Below are 19,487 nucleotides of genomic sequence, written 5' to 3' on the forward strand. Positions count from 1 at the left end.
GGAAGAAACCGGTTGAAGCCGACGTTCGATTAGACAAGAAAACGCGTGTCAGGAAAATGTAACGCCCGATGTTGCTGTCGACGGTGACGCGGTAAAACCACTGAAACAGCGACCGTTATCGACGCATCCGGATCGAGTTCAATGGCCAAAAACCTCTACATTGCTGCCGGCGAACCCGACAGCGGCAAATCGCTCGTGGTGCTGGGCATCATGGAAGTCTTGTCGCGACGCGTCGAGCGTCTGGGTTTCTTTCGCCCGATCATTCGCAGTCACGGAAAACGCGACAACGATACCGAACTGCTGCTCAATCGGTACTCGCTGGATCAAAACTACGAAGACAGTTTTGCGTTTACCTCGGACGACGCGCAAGCGATCGCGACCGAGAAAGGGCTGTCGGTGCTGCTACGAATCATCATGGAACGGTACAAGGCGATCGAATCGCGGTCCGACTTCGTGCTCTGTGAGGGCACCGATTTCGAAGGCGTCACATCGGCGTTTGAATTCGATCTGAGCGCGCAGATCGCCACCCATCTCGGGACCCCCGTTGTGAACGTTCTGTCGGGACGAAACAAGTCACCCGAAAGCGTCCGCAGCGCCGTGCATTCGACGCGAATTGCGATGGTCGACGAAGGCTGCACGGTCACGGCGAATTTCGTCAATCGCGTCGCGGCCGACGACATCGAAGCGATGCGGAGCGAGGTGCAAAAGAGTTGGCCCTATGACGATCCGGTCTTTTTTGTCGCCGACGAACCGACCTTGGAAGCTCCCACGGTCGGCGCGGTGGCCGAGGCGCTCGGGGCGGTCCCGATTCGTGACGGCGAGATGGATCTGAATCGAGAGATCCTGACCATCTCGGTTGCGGCCATGCAGTTGCCCAATTTTCTCGAGCGCGTCCAGGAAAGCAAACTGGTGATCACTCCCGGTGATCGCAGTGACATTTTACTGGGATGTCTGGCCACGGTCGCGTCGGACAACTACCCCAAAATCTCCGGGATTGTGCTGACCGGTGGCATGCGTCCTCCCGATAGCGTGACCCGATTGATCGAGGGCATTCGCCGCCCGTTGATTCCGACCTTTGCCGTCGAGACCGATACCTACGAAACGGTCCGAAACGTGATGGCCGTCGATGGAGCCATCACGCCCGACAACGAACGCAAAATTCAAGCCGCCTTGGGTGTCTTCGAGTCGTCGATCGATCCCAAAGCCTTCGTCGAGCGGATCGACGTCGCACGCTCGACCGTCGTCACGCCGGCGATGTTCGAATACGAATTGATCGAACAAGCCAAACGCCGCCGCCAACGGATCGTGTTGCCCGAGGGAGAAGACGAACGCATTCTGCGGGCCACCGAGGTCTTGCGGCGGCGTGACGTCGTGGAGATCATCTTGCTGGGCGATCCGCTCAAAATCCGGATGCTGGCGGACGAACTGGGCATCGACCTGGCGGACGTCCAGATTATCAATCCGAGTGACAATCCCTACCTGGAAGCGTTCGCACAGCGATTCTTCCAACTGCGTCAACACAAGGGCATCACCGAGGACCAGGCCCACGATACGGTCCAGGATGTCAGCTATTTCGGCACGCTGATGGTCTACGAGGGCATCGCCGACGGGATGGTTTCCGGTGCGGCCCACACGACCGCCCACACCATTCGGCCGGCGCTGCAACTGATCCGAACCAAACCGGGGTGCTCGATCGTCTCCAGCGTGTTTCTGATGTGCTTGAAAGACCGCGTCCTCGTCTATGGCGACTGCGCGATCAACCCGAGGCCGAATCCCGCCCAACTGGCGGACATCGCGATCAGCTCCGCCGGCACGGCAAAGGCGTTCGGCATTGAACCGATCATCGCCATGCTGTCCTATTCCACGGGCCAATCGGGCAGCGGCGAAGAGGTCGAACGGGTCAAGCAGGCGACCGCGCTGGTTCGCCAGGCCCGACCGGATTTGTTGATCGAAGGCCCCATTCAGTACGACGCGGCGATCGATCCGGGGGTTGCCAAAACGAAACTCCCCGATAGCCAAATCGCCGGCCGCGCAACGGTCTTCATCTTTCCCGATCTGAACACCGGCAACAACACCTACAAAGCCGTGCAGCGGTCCGCCGACTCCGTGGCGATCGGTCCGGTGATGCAAGGGCTGAAAAAACCTGTCAATGACCTGAGCCGCGGCTGCACCGTCACCGACATCGTCAACACCGTCGCGATCACCGCGATCCAGGCACAGCGCAACGGAGCGGAATCGTGAAGCAAATCCTAGTCCTCAATTCCGGCAGCTCGTCGATCAAGTACGAGCTGTTTGACATGGATGCCGGTCGCGCGCTCGAGTCCGGATTGGTCGAACGGATCGGCGAAGGCGAGAGCTGCCTGAAGCAGACGCTGCCGGCGTCGACGCCAAAGTCCCCGTCCCAGTCTCGCTCGATCGACGTTGCGGTTCCCGATCACCGCCAGGGCATGGACCTGATTCGGCGTGCGCTGTCGGAAAATGCAAGCTTTGCCGGCGGCGAACATCTGGTCGGCATCGGTCATCGAGCCGTGCACGGAGGAGAAACGTTTTCCGGTCCGACGTTGATCGACGATCACGTCCTCCAGGCGATCCAAGCATTGGTGCCACTCGCGCCGCTGCATCATCCCGCCAACCTGATCGGCATGGAGGTCGCCCGATCGGCGTTTCCTGATGTCCCCCAAGTCGCCGTGTTTGACACCGCCTACCACCAAACGCTGCCGCCTTATGCGTACCGCTATGCCGTCCCGCAGGACTGGTACCAGCGGTATGGCCTACGCCGCTATGGCTTTCACGGCACCTCCCACGCGTATGTTGCCAAGCAGGTGGCCCGGCATCTCGGGCGCCCCTTGACCGATGTGAACACGGTCGTGTTCCATCTCGGCAACGGGGCCAGCGTGACGGCGATTCGGGGCGGAATCAGCGTGGACACCTCGATGGGCCTGACCCCGCTAGAAGGCCTGGTGATGGGAACACGATGCGGCGATCTTGACCCCGCCATTCTGATTCAGATGGGAAAACAATCCGGGATCAGTTTGGATCAGATGGACGGGGTGCTGAACAAGCAGAGCGGACTCAAGGGACTGTGCGGGGCCAACGACATGCGAGAAGTACTGGCGAGGGAAGCCGCCGGCGATCAGGCTGCGGCGTTGGCGGTGGAGATGTTCGTCTATCGAATCAAAAAGTACATGGGGGCGTACCACGCGGTGCTGGGACGCTTGGATGCCGTCGCCTTCACCGCCGGAATCGGCGAACACTCAGCCGAGATCCGGGCCCGCAGCTGCAGCAACCTGGGGTCATTCGGCATCGCCATCGACCCCGCGCTCAACGCCGCGGTCGAGCCTCCAATCGGCGAAATTCAAACCGCCGACAGCCGCGTCAAGGTCCTGGTCGTCAGCACCGACGAAGAATTCGAAATCGCCGAACAAACCCTCGCCTGCGTGCAGCCTGCCGGGCGATAGCGGACCACGGCGTCGATCCGAAAGGCAGAATGATACGGGGCAGAATCAAGGACGACATTCAGCCGCCCGTCCCAATCACCCTGCTACGTTCAACACCACTTTCCCAACTGCACACAAAGCAACGCTCTGACCGCTTCCTGTGCTGCATTTTCTTGTCACCAATCTTCTGGTCGCCCCGGTACCGGGCACTGTTATTTTTCTGCCCTCCGTTTTTCTGCCAATCATCAGTCGGCGGAACGATCCAGAACCTGCGGCTGACAGGCATGCTCGTTTCTGAAGGCGGTAGACGGTTAGCGAATCGACTTGCGTCTGCGGCGAGCGACGACAACCGTCATGCCCAACGCGATGATGGAAAACGACGACGGCATCGACCACGTCGTTCGCCGCACTCGACGTCGTGTTCTGCACCGCCCCCCAAGTAATGATCGCGCCATGGGCGGACGATTGAATGACAAATGTCACGAAAAACAAGATCGAAAATTGGCGCACGAATTGGACTTAATGTTGAACGAGAATCGATCAGGATTTGACGAGAATAAAATGCGGCGGGCAGATAACCGTCTCACAAGACATCCCGCATCGCGGGCCTATGATTATCGATGTCGCACCTGCCAGTGCCGATTCCACCTTTGACGAATCAGCAGGGCGTTCGATGGCACACCGAGACCGTCGAGGGCGTGGAAAACTGTGCGTGGATGCACGGCACTCGCCAAAACGAATCGCCGCTGGGCGGTTTTCCTGAAGCCGGACAGCCTGATCACAGCGATGCCGCCATTGGCACGAAAATTGCCCCTCTAGTGAACGCGAGAAGATCCACTATCGACAGGCATCCCAGGAGCAGAGCCATGTCACCCGATTCGCGTATCGCGGGCGATACTCGCGACAGGTTGGAACAGCGGTACTTGGAACTCAAAGAACAGCGTGACGATCTCTGCCGGGATCTCGCCGGTTGGTGCGGTGTTTATATCGCTCCCGGAAGCGATCCGGTGAAAGCCTTGGAGCCCTGTCGAGAGGCGGCCGAAGTTTGCCACAACACCGAAAAGTTGGAGATCATCGACCGCATCAGCAACGACACGCTCGACATGCGGAAACTCCAAGAGCTGCTTCGCGCGGCCGATGCCGAACGCAGCCACTTTGTGATCTAGCGTGCCCAGAGGAGCAGCCACACCCAAGCGGGTGACCGGATTCGAACCGGCGACAAACAGCTTGGGAAGCTGTCACTCTACCAACTGAGTTACACCCGCGAAGCCTCGCATTTTAGGTGAACTTCCCGCGGCCGTCAAAGCACGCACCCAGAGGTTGGGAGGAACGGTGGGGTTGTCGTTGATTGAGAAGTGGCAGAATGAGGGAGAGAGGGAGAGAGGGAGACAAGGAGAGTGGGAGAGTGGGTCGTGTGATAGAGTGGAATAAAAAATGCGGGGTTCCTAATGCCACCCCATCATTCTGCCACCCCATCATTCTGCCACCCCATCATTCTGCCACCCCATCGTCTTGCCCCCATCGTCTTGCCCCCATCGTCTTGCCCCCATCGTCTTGCCAACCGAGAGCGATCAGAAGCCCAACCGCTTCGAGAAACGCTGTCCGAATCGACCGTAGTCTTGTCCATCGACATCAAGGTCTCCGTCGGCATCCAAAGCCGGATCGAAGGCGGGGTCGGATGAAGGTCGCAAGAACGTCGCGCCGAAACGACCGTAGTCTTGCCCATCCACGTCCCGGTCTCCATCGGTATCACCGTAGTAGCGGAAAAACGAATCCGCCGCCTGATCGCCGAATGGATGGTTGTGGTTCATCGTTCGGCCGCCCGCATCAATCAATGCTCCGGTGACGACCAGTTCGTAGTTGCCATCATCCAGAGTGTGTCGTCCTTCAACCGCGTTGACGACGGAAGGCCCCGGCAGGAAGGTCAGCGTCGCAACCGTTTTCCCATCCTGGACTTCCGAACTCAACGCCAGATTCACAAGTTCATGGGTGGACCGATTGCGAACCGAGAAGGCGTCTGTCGCCGCCGTGACGTCCGTGTTAAACGTGACCGTCAATTCACTCACTCGCGAACGTTGGGACTGGCCTTGATTGATCACCACGCTCTCCACCGCCGGGTCAACCGCTTCGCCGATCATCACCACATAGTCTTCGACTTCACCGTCGTCGGCCGAGCCGACCGGTTGCAAGCCGCCGTTTGAACTGAGACGGACGCGGGCGACGGTTTGTCCGGTCGGTGCCGCGGCCGGCAAATCGTAGTTGAGCGTTTGCAACCCCGCGATCACCGGCGCATCGGCAAGAATCTGTTCGTCGGCTTGCCAGATCCCGTCGCGATCAAAGTCGATCCAGGCATCGACCTTGGCGTTGTCGGCATTTTGAAGGTCGATGTTCACACCGGCCATCGGGTTGCCGATTCCGATGTTGCCGAACAGCACGCCATCTTCGTCGCTGCCATCGCCATCAGCATCCGCACTCGGTTGCCCATCGGTTTCCAGATCGCGTGTCTCACCCAAACGGGGCCCGGTGCCACGATGCCGTGCCCCGTCGTCGCCGACCAAGGTCCCGTAGGATGCCGGGGCGTCGCCGTAGTCATACGGAACAAGCTGATAATCGGAAAGCACCACGGTATTGGCCGGCCCGCCGTAAGTCACCCGGAACGTCCCTTCGCCGCCGAGTGTCTCCAGCCGTTGGCCACTGGCAACGTTGTCAAACGCGCCCGACAAACTCGCCTCGGACACAAGGACCGTGAACGTGTCCGTCGGCAAAGGTTGAAACATTCCGTCTCCCAAATCCAGCAATGAAACGCTGAGCACCCCGCCAAGCGTTGCGGAGCTGGCAAGCAAGCGGTCGTATCCCGATCCGGCCGTTGTCCCGCCGAGTTCCACATCGAAATGGGCGTCCGGCGACAAGGTTAAATCGTCCACGGACAGCGTCCCGGCACTCGCCCCCGGTGCGAGATGCCCACCAGCGTTCACGATCACAGCGGAACCAATCGTCCCGTTGCCGCCGAGCGTGCCACCCGCATTGACGGTGTAGTCGCCGCCGCCGGTGTGTGCGCCATCGATCTGTAGTACACCGCCATTGACCGTCGTCGTACCCGCGTACGTGTTGTTGCCCGCCAGGGTCTGCGTGCCCGTGTCGGATTTGACGAGCGAGACCGCGGTTGCAATCTGCCCTGAAAAGATCGCATCGTCCGATCCGAACGCGATTTCCAAACGGGCGCCGGCGCCTTCGAACGGATTCGTCGAGACAACTTGCCCGGAACCCAGCAACCGGCCAACCTTTCCGGGTAGCATGCTCGCGCCGGTGCGGCTGTTGAGGTCCATCAGGCCGTCGACAAGGACGTCGCCTTGGGTGTTGAACGTATTGTTGCTGATGGCTGAAATCGAAGCCGCCGCGGCAACCGTCAACTCTCGGTGCACCACACCGGTTCGCCCCGTGACGTGACCCTCGGCGACCACCAGTGATCCATCAAACGTACTGGACTTTTCCATCGACAACTTGCCTGCACCGAGTTTCGTCAGGGTGCCCGTTCCCTGGATCCGGCCGACCAACAGTTGATTGCCTTGAACACCTACACCGATAGACGCGTCGCCATCGAGAAAGAGGGTGCTTTCGTCACCGTTGTTCGAGCTGCCAAAACGGGTGCCGGAATTGGCGGAGCCCTCCGAATACAACGCGCCTTTCCCATCCACTCCGTCACCGCTGATCGTCAGTTTTTCGTTGGTGATCCGGATACCCGGTTGAATCTCCAGCGTCCCTCCGTCGGCGACAATCGACGCGTTGGATTCCAGCGTTCCGTCGGCGGCGGTGCCGTTGTTGCCTAGACCGTTGACATGTTGCACCAACAACCGCGAATCGTTGAGAACCACCGTGACGCCATCGTATTGGTTGTCTTTGCCGTTGCTGATCACGCCGGCTTGGGAACTCCCCTGGTTGCCCGTGACTTCGATGCCCAGCACCATCATCTGGTTGGTGTTGTTGTGAAACGTGGAGTTGATGTAGTCGTAAGTGGACGCGCCGTCATCTGGGCCGGTGGGGTGTTTCGTGTCGCGCCAGTTGGTCGAAAACACCTGACCGAACCGGACGAGCGAATCCTCCGGCAACGCCCCCGCAGGCACATCGCTGTCGATCGTCACGTCGATGTTGTTTCCCGCAACATACGCGACCGCCCAGTCCACGCCTTCGGGAACACCGCCAACCAACTCCACCTCGATCGACGAGTCGCGTGAACTGTCGTAAGGCGTGTACAGCAACGGGCCGTGAGTGATGTCGCCCTTGGCGTTGGTGATGGTCGTGTTGGTCTTGAAATTGAAGGCGTTTTCGGTGCCGTAGGCCTCGACGTTGTCGAGAGTCATCGTGCCCCTGCCCAACGCCACGGAGAACCCGGTCCGCATGTTGGTGACGACCACGTTGTTGACCGTTAACCCGGTGGGACCGGAGTACATCCTCACGCCGTCTTCGGCTCCCGAGATCATCATGTCGGGGGCAAGCACGTTGCCGTGGGAAGTGAAGCCGTAGTCCTGGTAAAGATCCGTGGCGATGACGTCGTTGCTGGAGAACAGCTCGCCGGTGACCGTGCTGTTGGTCAGCGTGGTGTTGTCCGATGTCCCCTGAACGAAGAATCCGTGGCCGTAGGTTTTGACGTCCAGATGCATGTCGTTGACCACCGCATTGACGGCGTCGATGACCTGGAAGGCGGATGTCTTTCGATGGGCAATCCATGGCAGCCCGACTCCATCGCCAACCGGGTCGCCGTTCTCATCCAGTGCCGGTCCGGGAGGCCATCCCTGTGGATCTTTCCGGGCGCCTTTCCCGAACACATCGCCGTAGCCATAAGGGGTCGAACCGCGAGTCAAGACGTTGACACCATCGACGGTGTTGCCCGATCCGGTCATCTGGATATAGACCGCCGCCCAATCGGCATGTCGTTGTGCATTGGGATCGGTGTCCATCGCCAGGTCATGGCCGGTGACCTGAAGTCCCGTGACCGTGTTGCCATCGCCACTCACCTTCACCACACGGACGCCGCTGTCGTGGCCAAGACGTCGGCCGAAACCGTCAAGCTTTCGTGTATCGAGGTTGATGCTGGTACCGGTCAGGTCATAGGTATTGTTGCTGCCACCCAGTTCAAGAAAAATGGGCTCGGAGTTGGCCGGGTCCGCGATGTGATCGCCGTTGATCCAATACACACCCGGCGTCACGACGCCAGTCACCGGGTGCGGATCGCCTCCGCTGGTGCTCAGCGTCACGGTGCTGGCATTGACCGTCGTGCCCAGGGCGCGCAATTCCGCCAAACTGCTTGCGGTGTACGCCGCCTCCGCCGAAACCGGTAACGGGTCTTCCGCCAGATCGCCAAACACTGCAGGGGGCGAAGGCGAATCGCTGAACGCATCCGGTTCAAGCATCAACGTGGCATCGAGCACGACGCGTGATTCCAGCAACTGGAACCGTCTTAGACGAACAGGTCGGGATGCGGTGTTGCGCCGATTTGACTTCGCTCGGCGCGACAACCGACGTGAAGCCCAACGGTACGGATGGGACATTTGCGAGCCGATGGGACTTTGGCGTTGAAAAGAGACCGAACGGAAAAGTGTGCGACGCGGATCCGCAATGTTGTCATGTGACGGTGAGACGCCTGTCACATCCACTCTCGCGCAACCAGCCCTGAACGCGCCTGCCCAGGCAAAGGGGCTGTTGCCCAGGCAAAGGGGCTGTGCGGATTCTGCCACCGGCGTCGCTCAACTAGGGTACCAGAAAACCGACAAATGTGGCGCAAAAACCACCGCTGCAGGGGTTCCAGACACCTCCTCTAGGTTTCGGCGTGAGAACGCCAGGCGACCGGGGTAGCAAGACAGGAGGCAGATCAATACGGGGCAGAATGATTGCGAGGACTTGCTCACGACCATCACAACCGACGATCCGAATGCAATGTCAACCACGCCACTTCCGTGCTAAGCAACACACAGAAGATTAATGGGATAGGCTTCCAGCCTGTCGACGCTGGAATGACAGGCTGGAAGCCTATCCCACTCGCCAGATCCGACACCTAGTTCCCGTTCGGCTTGAACATCATTCTGCCACTCCATCATTCTGCCTTCCCACCAGTCCTCCCTCCTGCCCCTCCTGACTCCTCCCTCCTGCCCCATTTTCCTGCCGACCCTCTTTCTGCCATCCCCCGCCCCAACCAGCATTTGCGGTTGAACGCCGCCCGACCGAGAGTCAAGCTACACACCGCCCGCCTGCCCATCTTCCTTCGTTCACCTCCCCATTTTCGTGCCCAAACGTCCTGAAATTTGCCGTCCGCCCGTCGTGCGTCCGATCGCATCGGATTTGGACGTGACCGATCTCTTCGCAGCCCTGTCAGGCTTGCCGGGGCGGGTCTGGTTGGATTCGGCGACCGTGCAGACGTCCGTCGACGAGGTGGTGCGGCGGCTTTCCCGGTACTCGTTTTTGTCCGCGGACCCGGTCAAGCGGCTCAGCGTGTTCCCGGACCAGCCGGACCCTTGGCCCGAACTGGCGCGTTGGGTTGACGCACTGCCCAACGATTTCGACGCTTCCTTGCCCCCGTTCCAAGGCGGGCTGGTCGGAGTGATCGGCTACGAAGCGGCCCGCTGGTTGGAACCGCAGGAGTTGGCGGATTGCCACGCGCATCAAGAAAACGACTTGCCGACCCCGGCGCTCTCGTTTGGCGTTTTTGATTGGACGCTCGCGATCGACCATTTTGAGAACCGGTCCTGGTTGATCTGCCAAGGCTTCACGGCGGAAGACTTGGACGGCGGTGGCGATTCGTCCCCGGCATCGGCGGCCGCGCGTCGGCTGCGCTGCGCGGGCGAACGTGCCGACCAGATCTGCGATTTGATTTCCGACGTGAAGCCCCAAGCAGATCACGCGCCGCATCAACTTCACCGTGTCGATTCGTCACCAGACGCCTCTGGCGAGGTGGCCAGCAACTTCACCGGCGAAGCGTTTCGGGCGTCGGTCGCGGACATCGTGGAACGGATTCGCGGCGGCGATTCGTTCCAAGTCAACTTGGCCCAACGACTGACGACCAGTTCGTCACTCGACCCGGCGGCGTTGTATCTGCGGCTCCGCAGCGCTAATCCGGCCCCGTTCGCCGGGTTTTACGACGGAGGCGATTTTCAGGTGCTCAGTTCCTCGCCGGAAGGATTTTTGCAGCTCCGCGACCGCCACGTCGAAACACGTCCGATCAAGGGGACCGTGCCCCGCACGGGCGATGCGGCCACCGATGCGGACTTGGCGGCCACCTTGCTGGCCAGCGAAAAAGACCGCGCCGAGAACGTCATGATTGTCGACCTGATGCGGAACGATCTGTCACGCGTCTGCCGAGACGAAAGCGTCGTCGTCAGTCGGCTCTGTGAGATCGAGCGGTATCAATTCGTGCAACACCTCGTCTCGGTCGTCGAAGGTGACTTGGTGGACGGCGTGGACGCGGTGGAAGTGTTGATGGCCTGTTTTCCCGGCGGCAGCGTGACGGGGGCGCCGAAGATCGAAGCGATGAAAACGATTGCCGAGCTGGAGCCTCATCCGCGCGGTCCGTACTGCGGATCGATGGGCTACTTCAGTTGCGGGGGCGACGCGGATTTCAACATCCTGATCCGCACGATCACGGCCACGGCCGGCCGGCTGCAGATCCCGGTGGGCGGCGGCATCACGGCGCGGAGCCATCCGGCGGCCGAAGAGGCCGAGACCTGGGCCAAGGCGACCGGAATGCTCAACGCGCTCCCCACTCCGCCGCCCCAAACCCGGGCAAAATTGACGCCACCGGTCAATCATTCGGCGAACCCCAAAATCTCTGAAGCCGTCTGACTCGTGCGATCGAAAGCTTTCCGACATCTTGAGAGGATGAATCACTCAAGGTGCGTCTCATGGTTTCGTTCACTGGCCGAATCAACTGGCATCCCGTCGGCGCCATTGCGATGCGGCCACAGCATCAGCTACCACTTCGCCACTTCGCCACTTCTGTGTCGTCCCGCGTTACAACGACATCGGGGGAATCTGTCCTGGCAAATGGGACTCAACCATTCGCCGTAGCGCCCGGACTGGCTGGGCTCGACAGGCGGCTGGCAAGCGAATTGAAATTGAACGAGACATTCGCAACCTGGTGCAGTCCGAGTCCCCACAAGACTGCGATCAAGTAGTCGCCGTTGGTACCCCAATCAAGGTCATCGACCCAGAGCAGCTTGATCCCCAGAATAACGGCCACCACACCCGAAAGCACAAAGATCCAGATGTCATTCCACAATCGTTGCGTGCGTAACGCATCAATGTCCGACAAGTGAATGTTGCTCGTGTCTGTTGCCCCGGGGAAGCCGACGGCGGTGAGCACGGCGAGGAGGCGGTTTCCTGCGACGCCCTCGGCGATCACGCCGGCCTCCATGTTGGCATTCAATGTTCTCGGGGCATGCGCGCGATGTCCAAGCCTGTCGATTTGTTGCTCGAAGCCTAGCAGGGATTCAGGACTGATGTTGTCCTCCGTTCCAAGCTGTTGCAATTTGGCGGCAAAGCCTTCCAGCTCCGCCAACCGGCTTTTCAGTTCATCCAGATCTGTCGGAGGCGGTTCCTGATCGGGCCGGGTTTTCTCTCGCAGCGTCGCAATCGCCGCACGCAGGCTTTCCGACCAGTAGTTCGTTCGAACCCGCCACACGAGTCGCAGCGCGTCGTTCGGATCGTCGCGTGCGAGCAGCGGTCGCTGATCGAGTGGAACGATGAGCCGATCGCCAGTCTCGCTCCATCGATTGCCGTCGATCTCCGGTGCGAGCACGCGGGGCGGACGGCGAACCAATTCGCGCACGTCCAGGATCAATGACGATGCATAACCGGTCCTGGCCCGATCGTACAGTTCCTGCGCAGACGAAGTGTCTTCGGCGACCGTTTTCTCCGCGAGCCGGACATCCTGGCTCACCCGTCGCAGTCGTTCGCTCGATTCGTCCGATAACGTTTGAAGTTCCCGATAGCGGGTGATTTGAGACGACAGCTCAGCAATCGCTTGCTGCAGAATCTCGCGATGTTTCGTCACCGTTTCCCTCTCCAACGCGTCGACCAATGCCTCGTTGGAGTCCAATTCCTGTGCACTCGAGTTGTCATCGCGAAGACACTGCTTGATCTGATCTGCCGTGTCCAGCAAACTGGGTTGCGTCGGTCGAATCGCCCGCGCGGACTGCGCCGCGGCGGCCCAGCGCGGAGTCAAGCGAATTTTGCGGTCAAGCTCATTGATCTTATCGGCGTAGCTCTTGCCACGGTTCGCTTGGCTATCGGCAAGGACAATTCGAATCCGTGATCGCAGTTCCTCAAGAATGGATCGGCCTTCGCGGCTCAACTCGGGCGAAAGAGAAAGTCGTTCCGCATTGCTGTCGAGTCGCAACAACTGCTCCTGTTGTTCCAGATTGAGTGCCCACGAGCCCAATACCTTGAGGACTTGCGAGATCACGATCCCCGCCACGATGAAGACGATCACGATGGCGATGTGCTTCCGCGCGATGATCGAAACGTTCGCCGTGACGGTTTGGCCGTCCGGCAAACTCAGTTGCAGTCTACCAACATGCTCCCCAGCGGCAGTCAGTCCCGAGATGACCAACCACAATGACTTGGACTCGCCGGGCGACAGCGCGAGATGGGTCTTTGATGTGCCGGCATCGTCCGTCCAAAACACTTCGCCGAAGGTGGACTGATAGGTTTTTTGACCCGTGACGACCTGATGCAATGAAACCAGCTCCGGCAGTGCCGTCGACTTCGCAGGCAGTCCGTTCAATTCGTGAAGGGTGACACGAACACGCGTTTCGGGACCGTATAAGGCGAGGTCCGTGCGCACCGCTTCGGGCGACAGCATCTCGTACGGCAACGGCTTCTTCTTGCGAGTGATTGCGAAGGGGACCTCCAAAGTGTGAGTGTCGTACGAAATGATCAACGTCAACTTGTAGATTCCGATTTTCGGAAGTTCCGTTGTCACGCGGACGTCGACAAGCTGATGACCGGCTAACGGGATGGGCATCGCTGTCTGTGGCATCGTTGTCTGTGGCATCCATTCCACCGTCGCATCACGCTGCTCGCCGTCGGGGCCAGTCACGCGCGTCGATTTGACGATTAATTCTCGAATCGGCGTGTTATTTCGTGACTGAATGGAGAGGACATGCTGAAACGAAGGGGCCTCAGCTGTGACCTGCAGTTCCGCGCCATCGGCTAAACCAATCACCTTCAACTCAGGCGCAACGTTGTACTCGAAGGTGAGAGTCCCGATACTGAACTGTTCTTCGCCTTGTTCGACGAGCACGTAACCGGTGGTTGTTCCGAGCTCCAGCGATGTCGTTTTCAGTTCGACGGGGATCGCCTGACCCGCACCGAGGGAGAGGCTTCCGTCATCGAGTCGTTTGGTCTCGCTCGACAATTGCAAGACGGTCGAACCGTGCGGCTTCCCCGTCTCGTGCAGGCGGGCCGACAGTTGCAAATTCTTCGCTTCCTCGTCGCCCGCGTTCCGCACAAAAAACATGGACGTCATGTCGGACGAGTCGAGCTGGTAATTCAGGTCCGTCGCATCGCCCCGAGGCTCGGCCGCAATCACCAGCTTCGGTGGTTCTGCGCCACAGGCTATCGACGCGCAACCCATGAATAGGGATAGAGCAGCGATCCGTTTGCTGACATGGAGAGGAACGATCATTTGATTGGCCCCTGGAATCGCGCCAGTGAATCGAATTCAAACTCAATACAGCTCGTAGTCGGCACCGGAGACGTTGTTCAGTTTATCGATGACGCTTTCTATGAAACAGCAGAACGCGCGGTCGGTGGCGGAGGTATCGATTGCAAAGAGAAGACCGCACAGCTCGCTGCTGTTCGAAGTCACGTTTCGCAGAACCCACGACCCGGAATCGCCCCGCACGGCGAGCGGAATCGTGGAAGTCGTATAGATCTCAAAAAAATCTCCAAAGTTATAGGTGTTGTTGTCGATCGAGATTTTTTGCCGGCTGATGAACCGCAGGATGTTGGCGTGTTTTCGGTCGCTCTCTTTCCCGACAAACTCGACGTCATCGCCCAACGACATGCTCGCGGTCGATGACGTACTTGTCGGCGCCGTGGTCAGTCGAATCGAACCTGCCGTGACTGGAACCGTCGCATCGACCTTCGCCAAACACGCATCCACTTCGTTGTAGGGCGCGCCGTGGGTATATGTTTGTGTGATGGTCAGTGGAACCTGATGACTGACTGTGCCAATGGATTCTGAAGGCGCCGAGCCGCCATGATTTTTCGATCGCTGCAGAATGTCGGTCGAAGACGAATCGACGAGAACGTGTTGGCAACTCAGCAGCTCAGGATCGGACGTCCCGCGCTGCTTGACAAAGCCACCAAGTGTGCCGCCGTCGCCGCGGCCGGCATTTCCCACACAAATGCCGCCAATGAGGGGCCGGTGCTTGCCGTGACCCGACGCGGCGATGAACGGGCCCCGCAACTCAATCAGAACTTCGTGAATCTGTCCGATTGTCAGCGGGATGTTGCGTGTCTTGCGATAGGTGTCCGGATCCACACCGCTATAGATGATCACCCTGACAGGAGACATGACGTTCGCAAAATTCCGTTGCCGACAATGTTCCGGCCAGCCAGCGGGAACCAACTCGGCGTCGAGCGCGTCGTTGAGTTCTCTCAATGGCTGTTGGCTCCGGAGCAGGGCAACGTAGACGGGATCGACGTCGAGAGCGAATCCGTGCAGAAATTCATCCTGGTAGTAAGTATCCACCAGATCAACGAACTCGCGACTTCGGGACACATCGATTAAAGGCTGCACAATAGCTCCTACCGAAGAGAGGTACCTACACTGCTGCGATGTTCCACTGCGACACGATGCCTGGAGGGGGCATCGGCCACTCCACTGTAGCGGACGTCGAGCGGGGGTGAAACCCCCTTGACGAACCCTTTGTCGATTGGTGCTCGCCCGTCGTGTAGCCCCGCATCGGATCCTTCGTGAGCCGTGGGCCAGCCGGTCAACTGAGGCCTGACGGCTAGCGACTCCCCCAAAACAAACGCGTTGCGATTAAATCATCAAGCCGGTCGGGCACCGGGCAACATCACACCCGCAGCCCGCCCGCTGACGCGTCGGGGCTCACCAAGACATCAAAGGCGTCACAGCAAGGATGCTTGTTTGGAAGCGTTTGCCGAACGACAGCATTCATTGCTTAATATTCATTGCTCAGTATTCATTGCTCAATGCCCGACGACAGACGTATCAGCAGATTGGCAAAACAATGGGGGCAAAACAATTTTAGGCTGTGATCGTTTTGCCCCCATCGTCTTGCCCCCATCGTTCGTTGTCCAGTCGAGCAACAATGACTGACAACTGAGGTCGCGGCGGTTATATCGACTTCTCGCAGTTGGCGATTTCGCGAAGTCGTTTCACTCGTTTTCACCGACGCGTTGAATCACCGGCGGCCGACGCCGGAGCGCGCCCAGCGCATCGTGTCACACGTTTTTCGCCGAAATCCCAGTGGGTTGTCGCGAAGGCCGAAGGTTTGACCAATGGCCGCGGTCAAGCAATTGCTGCACGAGCAGCCGGCCCGTCGCTCCAGTTGCACCAAGCTCGAGAACGGTCATCGTCCCAATCATCTCGTTATTCCCGAGTTCAGAATTGGTTGTTCGCACGCTGCTACGCAAGCCCAAGCGTAAGGAGCACGCACGCCAAGATGCACGCCGCGGTGCGGAGATGATTCCATCGCGTCCAGAGCCTCAGGTAGCGGGCCCATTCGTCATGGCTCTCCGGCGCGTCGAGAGGCAATTGGTCGAGGGCCTTGTTAAGCGGGATGTTGAAAACTGCCGTCACCATGAAACCGCCAGACAGATACACGCAGGCTCCCGCGATCGCCCAGCCGTACGCGGGTGGCCGCTGCCATGCGGAGATGATCGTGACGAGCATGCAGGCCAAAGCCGTTCCAAAGAATACGCTCAGAAACACCGGATTCAGGATCGTTCGGTTGATCAGCTGCATCGCTTTCATTCCCTCCGATGCCGGCATTTGCGTCAAGGCCTCCATCACCGAGACGGAGAAGACAAAGAACAGCCCGGCCATCAGCCCGCTGCCCGCCACCGCAATCACCATGATTGTCGTCAAGATTGCTGTCATCGCTGAGCTTTGGCTCTCTGGATTCAGATGTCAGGGTGTTGGATTCCTTGGAACAACGTAACACACGCGTCGCCGTTTGCTTCGCGTCTTTTCGGTCGGACATCATGATGCGATGCATGAGCGACTCTAATGCACCCTCGAACTTCCACTGGTGATCGTGTGGGTAGTCATAGTGCAGGGAAACGAAGACCGGCACGTTCAAATCGCGGGCGGTCTCGATCAGTGCGTGAATGTTGTCGACTGTTCCGTTTTCAGTCACGCTCTCTTGCCCCGGATCTTCTTGCACCACTTGCCGCTGGCCGTGGGCGGTAGAGCGAAATCCGGATACGGTTTTTCTGGTTTCGAAGGCTTTCGTTTCCTACAACCATTTGCTACAACTTCCTTCGTCATCACCGAGCTGCCCAAAAGCGAGGAGGTGACGGCCGAAAATGGCGGAAATGCGTCATTCAGGCCGTTTTTCATGTGTTTTGCGTGTTAAAATAGGCTAACAGCTGTTGTCCGGTTGTCGCAGGCACTTGAAAAACGCTTAAGCCCTTGTAGCTCAGTTGGTAGAGCAACGGACTCTTAATCCGTGGGTCGTAGGTTCGAGCCCTACCGGGGGTACTGCGGAAAAAACGCCGCGCACTTGCACGTTGCCGGGTCAATGCGACCCGGCTTTTTTTGTGCGACGATCGCAACGCACGGCGAAACATCATGCGATCGCCCATTGTGCCGACGAACCCGCCAACCGCCTCCGCCGCACCGGCTCAACTCATTCGGTTCTGGTGCATTCGGAAGACGACGCAGGGCGAGTGACAGGAGAGGGATTCGGAGCCAGGGCTAGTCTCAGAGGAACGGTTATGACGGCAGACAATCACGGCCCGCCGCTGATTCGCAAGTTGACAATCAAAGGCTTCAAGTCCATCGCCCTGCTGATTGGATTTAAGTTTGAATCGCTCAATGTTGTGATTGGGGCAAATGGGGCGGGCAAAAGCAATCTTATCGGCTTCTTAAGAATGCTATCAGAAATGAGCAACCGACGGCTCCAAGGATTTGTCGTCAAGCATGGCCCGGTAGACGGTTTTTTCTTCGGAGGGCCTTCGGAAACCAAAGTGATCGAGGCGGTGATCGAATCAACCTCCCTGCGCTACCGGTTTCGTCTAGAGACGACGAGCGATGAAAAATTGATTGTTCGCTCAGAGTACGTCGCTCCTGTTTCCTCCGTTGCGAGCAACAAGATCTCGGAGTGGACTTACGAATCCTTGATCGGCGAACCGGCCAATTGGCATGATGCTGCCAAGTCGAGTTTGTCAGACGCGTTGGCGAGCGATGTGATCGCGTTGACGAGAATTCGCGTCTATCACTTTCACGACACAAGTCACACTGCCGGGATGCGGCGCAAGTCGGGGATTGCGCAAAACGAAGAGCTCCAGTACGACGCTGGCAATCTTGCTGCATTCCTGTATTTTCTTCGGACTGAACATTCACACGTGTTCGAATTAATCGTATCAACCGTGCGTCGAATCGCTCCTTATCTGGATACGATCCAGTTCAACCATTTTCTTCACGGGGGTGGTGGTGATGAAGGTCAAATCCAATTGATTTGGAAGCAGCATGGTAGTTCTTATCGTTTTACTGCGGGACACTTGTCCGATGGAACGATTCGCTTTCTTTGTTTGGCCACGGCGCTGTTGCAGCCCAGTCCGCCATCGGTGATTGTTCTCGACGAGCCAGAGTTAGGATTGCACCCAGAAGCGATTTCGTTGCTCGGTGGCCTTATTCGCTCAGCATCCAAACGAATGCAGGTGATCGTCGCCACGCAGTCGCCCACAATGCTTTCGCAGTTCGATGCCGAAGACGTGATTACGATTGACCATGAGCAAGGCTGCTCGCGGTTTCGCCGATTAGACGTTGCTCAACTTGAGCAGTGGTTGCAAGAATACACGTTGGGGGAAGCATGGCAAAAGGGGCTGGTCAATGCGGAGATCCAATCCCCTCCCGCGCCTGTCGGTCAGCAGAGTGAGGGCAATTGATGGCCGAAGTATTGGTCGTCTGCGAAGGCCAAACCGAGCGGGAGTTTTGTCGAACGGTCATTGCTCCGTATCTGGCCACGCGCGGAATTCACTTTGCCGGGACACTTGCAGGAAAGGCATTCAAGAAACGCCCCGGAATCGGTACCTGGCAACTCTACCGCAAGGAAATGCTCCGTCATGCGGCAAGGCGGGGAAGACACGTCGGTGTCATGGTTGATTATTACGGAATGCCACTGTCATGGCCTGGTCGCGAAAACGCGCCGGAGCAAGCAATTGACAATCGTGGTAGCTATGTAGAAGGAATGTTACGTGAGGATCTGCCGGAACTTTCAGGGAGGTTTCATCCGTGCGTTGCGTTCCATGAATTCGAGTCCTTGTTGTTCGTCGACCACGCGGCAACCGCGTTGTCATTGTCAATTGCCGAGGGGTGCGAGGATGAGAAAATCGTCGCCAGACGAAATGCTGAACTTGTGAAGATTAAGGATCGCGTCCTTGGCCATGTCGAACGGATAAACGATTCCTATCAGACAAAGCCATCCAAGCGGATTGAAGATCTCTTCACGGCCTACGATAAATCGTTCGGTGGGATTCAAGCGGCTCTGGACGCTGGTTTGCCAAAGCTGCGCGCCGGTTGTCCTTGGTTGGATCGGTGGCTGAAATCGCTTGAATCATTGGGGAGCGAAGACGATGACGGTAATGTTACTATCACGGTGCAATCCGATAACACCTGACTGTTCTTTTCTCAAATCGAAGCCGCAACATTTGGACCTCTTGTTCGGAATCGTCTCCGTGCCCGCAGGGTTGATCGCGTCCGCGTTGGGCAAGGCGCGAGAGATCGAAGAATGAGTGGTGTTGACGCCGGCTTCAGTGGTAGATCTGCCAATGAGTCCATTCGCAAGACGTCGAATGCTGCCT

General features: G+C 58.5%; 12 protein-coding genes and 2 tRNA genes. 7 read left to right on the top strand and 7 right to left on the bottom strand.

The genetic code is table 11. The features are described from left to right. Positions 1 to 141: 141 nt before the first annotated feature. The 3 genes from pta (at position 142) to Enr13x_RS19525 (ending at position 4,603) form a co-directional block, all read left to right on the top strand. Positions 142 to 2,241: a phosphate acetyltransferase gene (gene pta, locus Enr13x_RS19515; protein ID WP_145388617.1), complete on the top strand. Its 2,100-nt coding sequence runs from the start codon at positions 142 to 144 to the stop codon at positions 2,239 to 2,241. Beyond that, positions 2,238 to 3,458, top strand: coding sequence for an acetate/propionate family kinase (locus Enr13x_RS19520; protein ID WP_197455203.1), 1,221 nt, complete (start codon positions 2,238 to 2,240; stop codon positions 3,456 to 3,458). Before pta ends, Enr13x_RS19520 begins: the two co-directional genes overlap by 4 nt. Before the next feature lie 845 nt (positions 3,459 to 4,303). Beyond that, on the top strand, positions 4,304 to 4,603 hold the full coding sequence (locus Enr13x_RS19525; RefSeq protein ID WP_145388619.1) for a hypothetical protein: 300 nt from the start codon (positions 4,304 to 4,306) through the stop codon (positions 4,601 to 4,603). A gap of 26 nt (positions 4,604 to 4,629) precedes the next feature. Here the strand turns inward: Enr13x_RS19525 and Enr13x_RS19530 are convergent. After that, positions 4,630 to 4,702: transfer RNA gene (locus Enr13x_RS19530), tRNA-Gly, on the bottom strand. Positions 4,703 to 5,008: 306 nt separating this feature from the next. Then, entirely contained in the window at positions 5,009 to 8,881 is a 3,873-nt protein-coding gene (locus tag Enr13x_RS19535) for a GEVED domain-containing protein (protein WP_197455204.1), read from the bottom strand. 832 nt (positions 8,882 to 9,713) lie between these two features. On the opposite strand from Enr13x_RS19535, the gene Enr13x_RS19540 reads away from it, so the two are divergent. Next, on the top strand, positions 9,714 to 11,267 hold the full coding sequence (locus Enr13x_RS19540) for an anthranilate synthase component I family protein (protein ID WP_231743650.1): 1,554 nt from the start codon (positions 9,714 to 9,716) through the stop codon (positions 11,265 to 11,267). Between the two features lie 208 nt (positions 11,268 to 11,475). On the opposite strand, the gene Enr13x_RS19545 is transcribed toward Enr13x_RS19540, so the two are convergent. From Enr13x_RS19545 to Enr13x_RS39830, 5 genes are all read right to left on the bottom strand, one after another. Beyond that, positions 11,476 to 14,112, bottom strand: coding sequence for an AAA family ATPase (locus tag Enr13x_RS19545; RefSeq protein WP_145388621.1), 2,637 nt, complete (start codon positions 14,110 to 14,112; stop codon positions 11,476 to 11,478). A gap of 42 nt (positions 14,113 to 14,154) precedes the next feature. After that, a complete protein-coding gene (locus tag Enr13x_RS19550; protein WP_231743651.1) occupies positions 14,155 to 15,183 on the bottom strand; it encodes a hypothetical protein in 1,029 nt (342 codons plus the stop codon). Positions 15,184 to 16,086: 903 nt separating this feature from the next. Further along, positions 16,087 to 16,341: an anthrone oxygenase family protein gene (locus Enr13x_RS39825; RefSeq protein WP_390621110.1), complete on the bottom strand. Its 255-nt coding sequence runs from the start codon at positions 16,339 to 16,341 to the stop codon at positions 16,087 to 16,089. Continuing rightward, positions 16,232 to 16,846, bottom strand: a complete 615-nt coding sequence (locus Enr13x_RS39005; protein WP_231743652.1) for a cysteine hydrolase — start codon at positions 16,844 to 16,846, stop codon at positions 16,232 to 16,234. Before Enr13x_RS39005 ends, Enr13x_RS39825 begins: the two co-directional genes overlap by 110 nt. Further along, a complete protein-coding gene (locus Enr13x_RS39830; protein ID WP_145388625.1) occupies positions 16,816 to 17,022 on the bottom strand; it encodes a hypothetical protein in 207 nt (68 codons plus the stop codon). Before Enr13x_RS39830 ends, Enr13x_RS39005 begins: the two co-directional genes overlap by 31 nt. A gap of 68 nt (positions 17,023 to 17,090) precedes the next feature. Here Enr13x_RS39830 and Enr13x_RS19575 point away from each other — a divergent pair. From Enr13x_RS19575 to Enr13x_RS19585, 3 genes are all read left to right on the top strand, one after another. Beyond that, positions 17,091 to 17,163 (top strand) — tRNA-Lys (locus tag Enr13x_RS19575). A gap of 236 nt (positions 17,164 to 17,399) precedes the next feature. Continuing rightward, positions 17,400 to 18,572 carry an AAA family ATPase gene (locus Enr13x_RS19580; protein WP_145388626.1) on the top strand — a complete coding sequence of 391 codons (1,173 nt, stop codon included), beginning with the start codon at positions 17,400 to 17,402 and terminating at the stop codon, positions 18,570 to 18,572. After that, positions 18,572 to 19,303 (top strand): DUF4276 family protein, encoded by a 732-nt coding sequence (locus Enr13x_RS19585; protein WP_145388627.1) that lies wholly within the window; start codon positions 18,572 to 18,574, stop codon positions 19,301 to 19,303. The genes Enr13x_RS19580 and Enr13x_RS19585 overlap by 1 nt, the downstream gene beginning before the upstream one ends. Positions 19,304 to 19,487: the final 184 nt, after the last annotated feature.

This window comes from Stieleria neptunia (assembly GCF_007754155.1).
Taxonomy (GTDB): Bacteria; Planctomycetota; Planctomycetia; order Pirellulales; family Pirellulaceae; genus Stieleria; species Stieleria neptunia.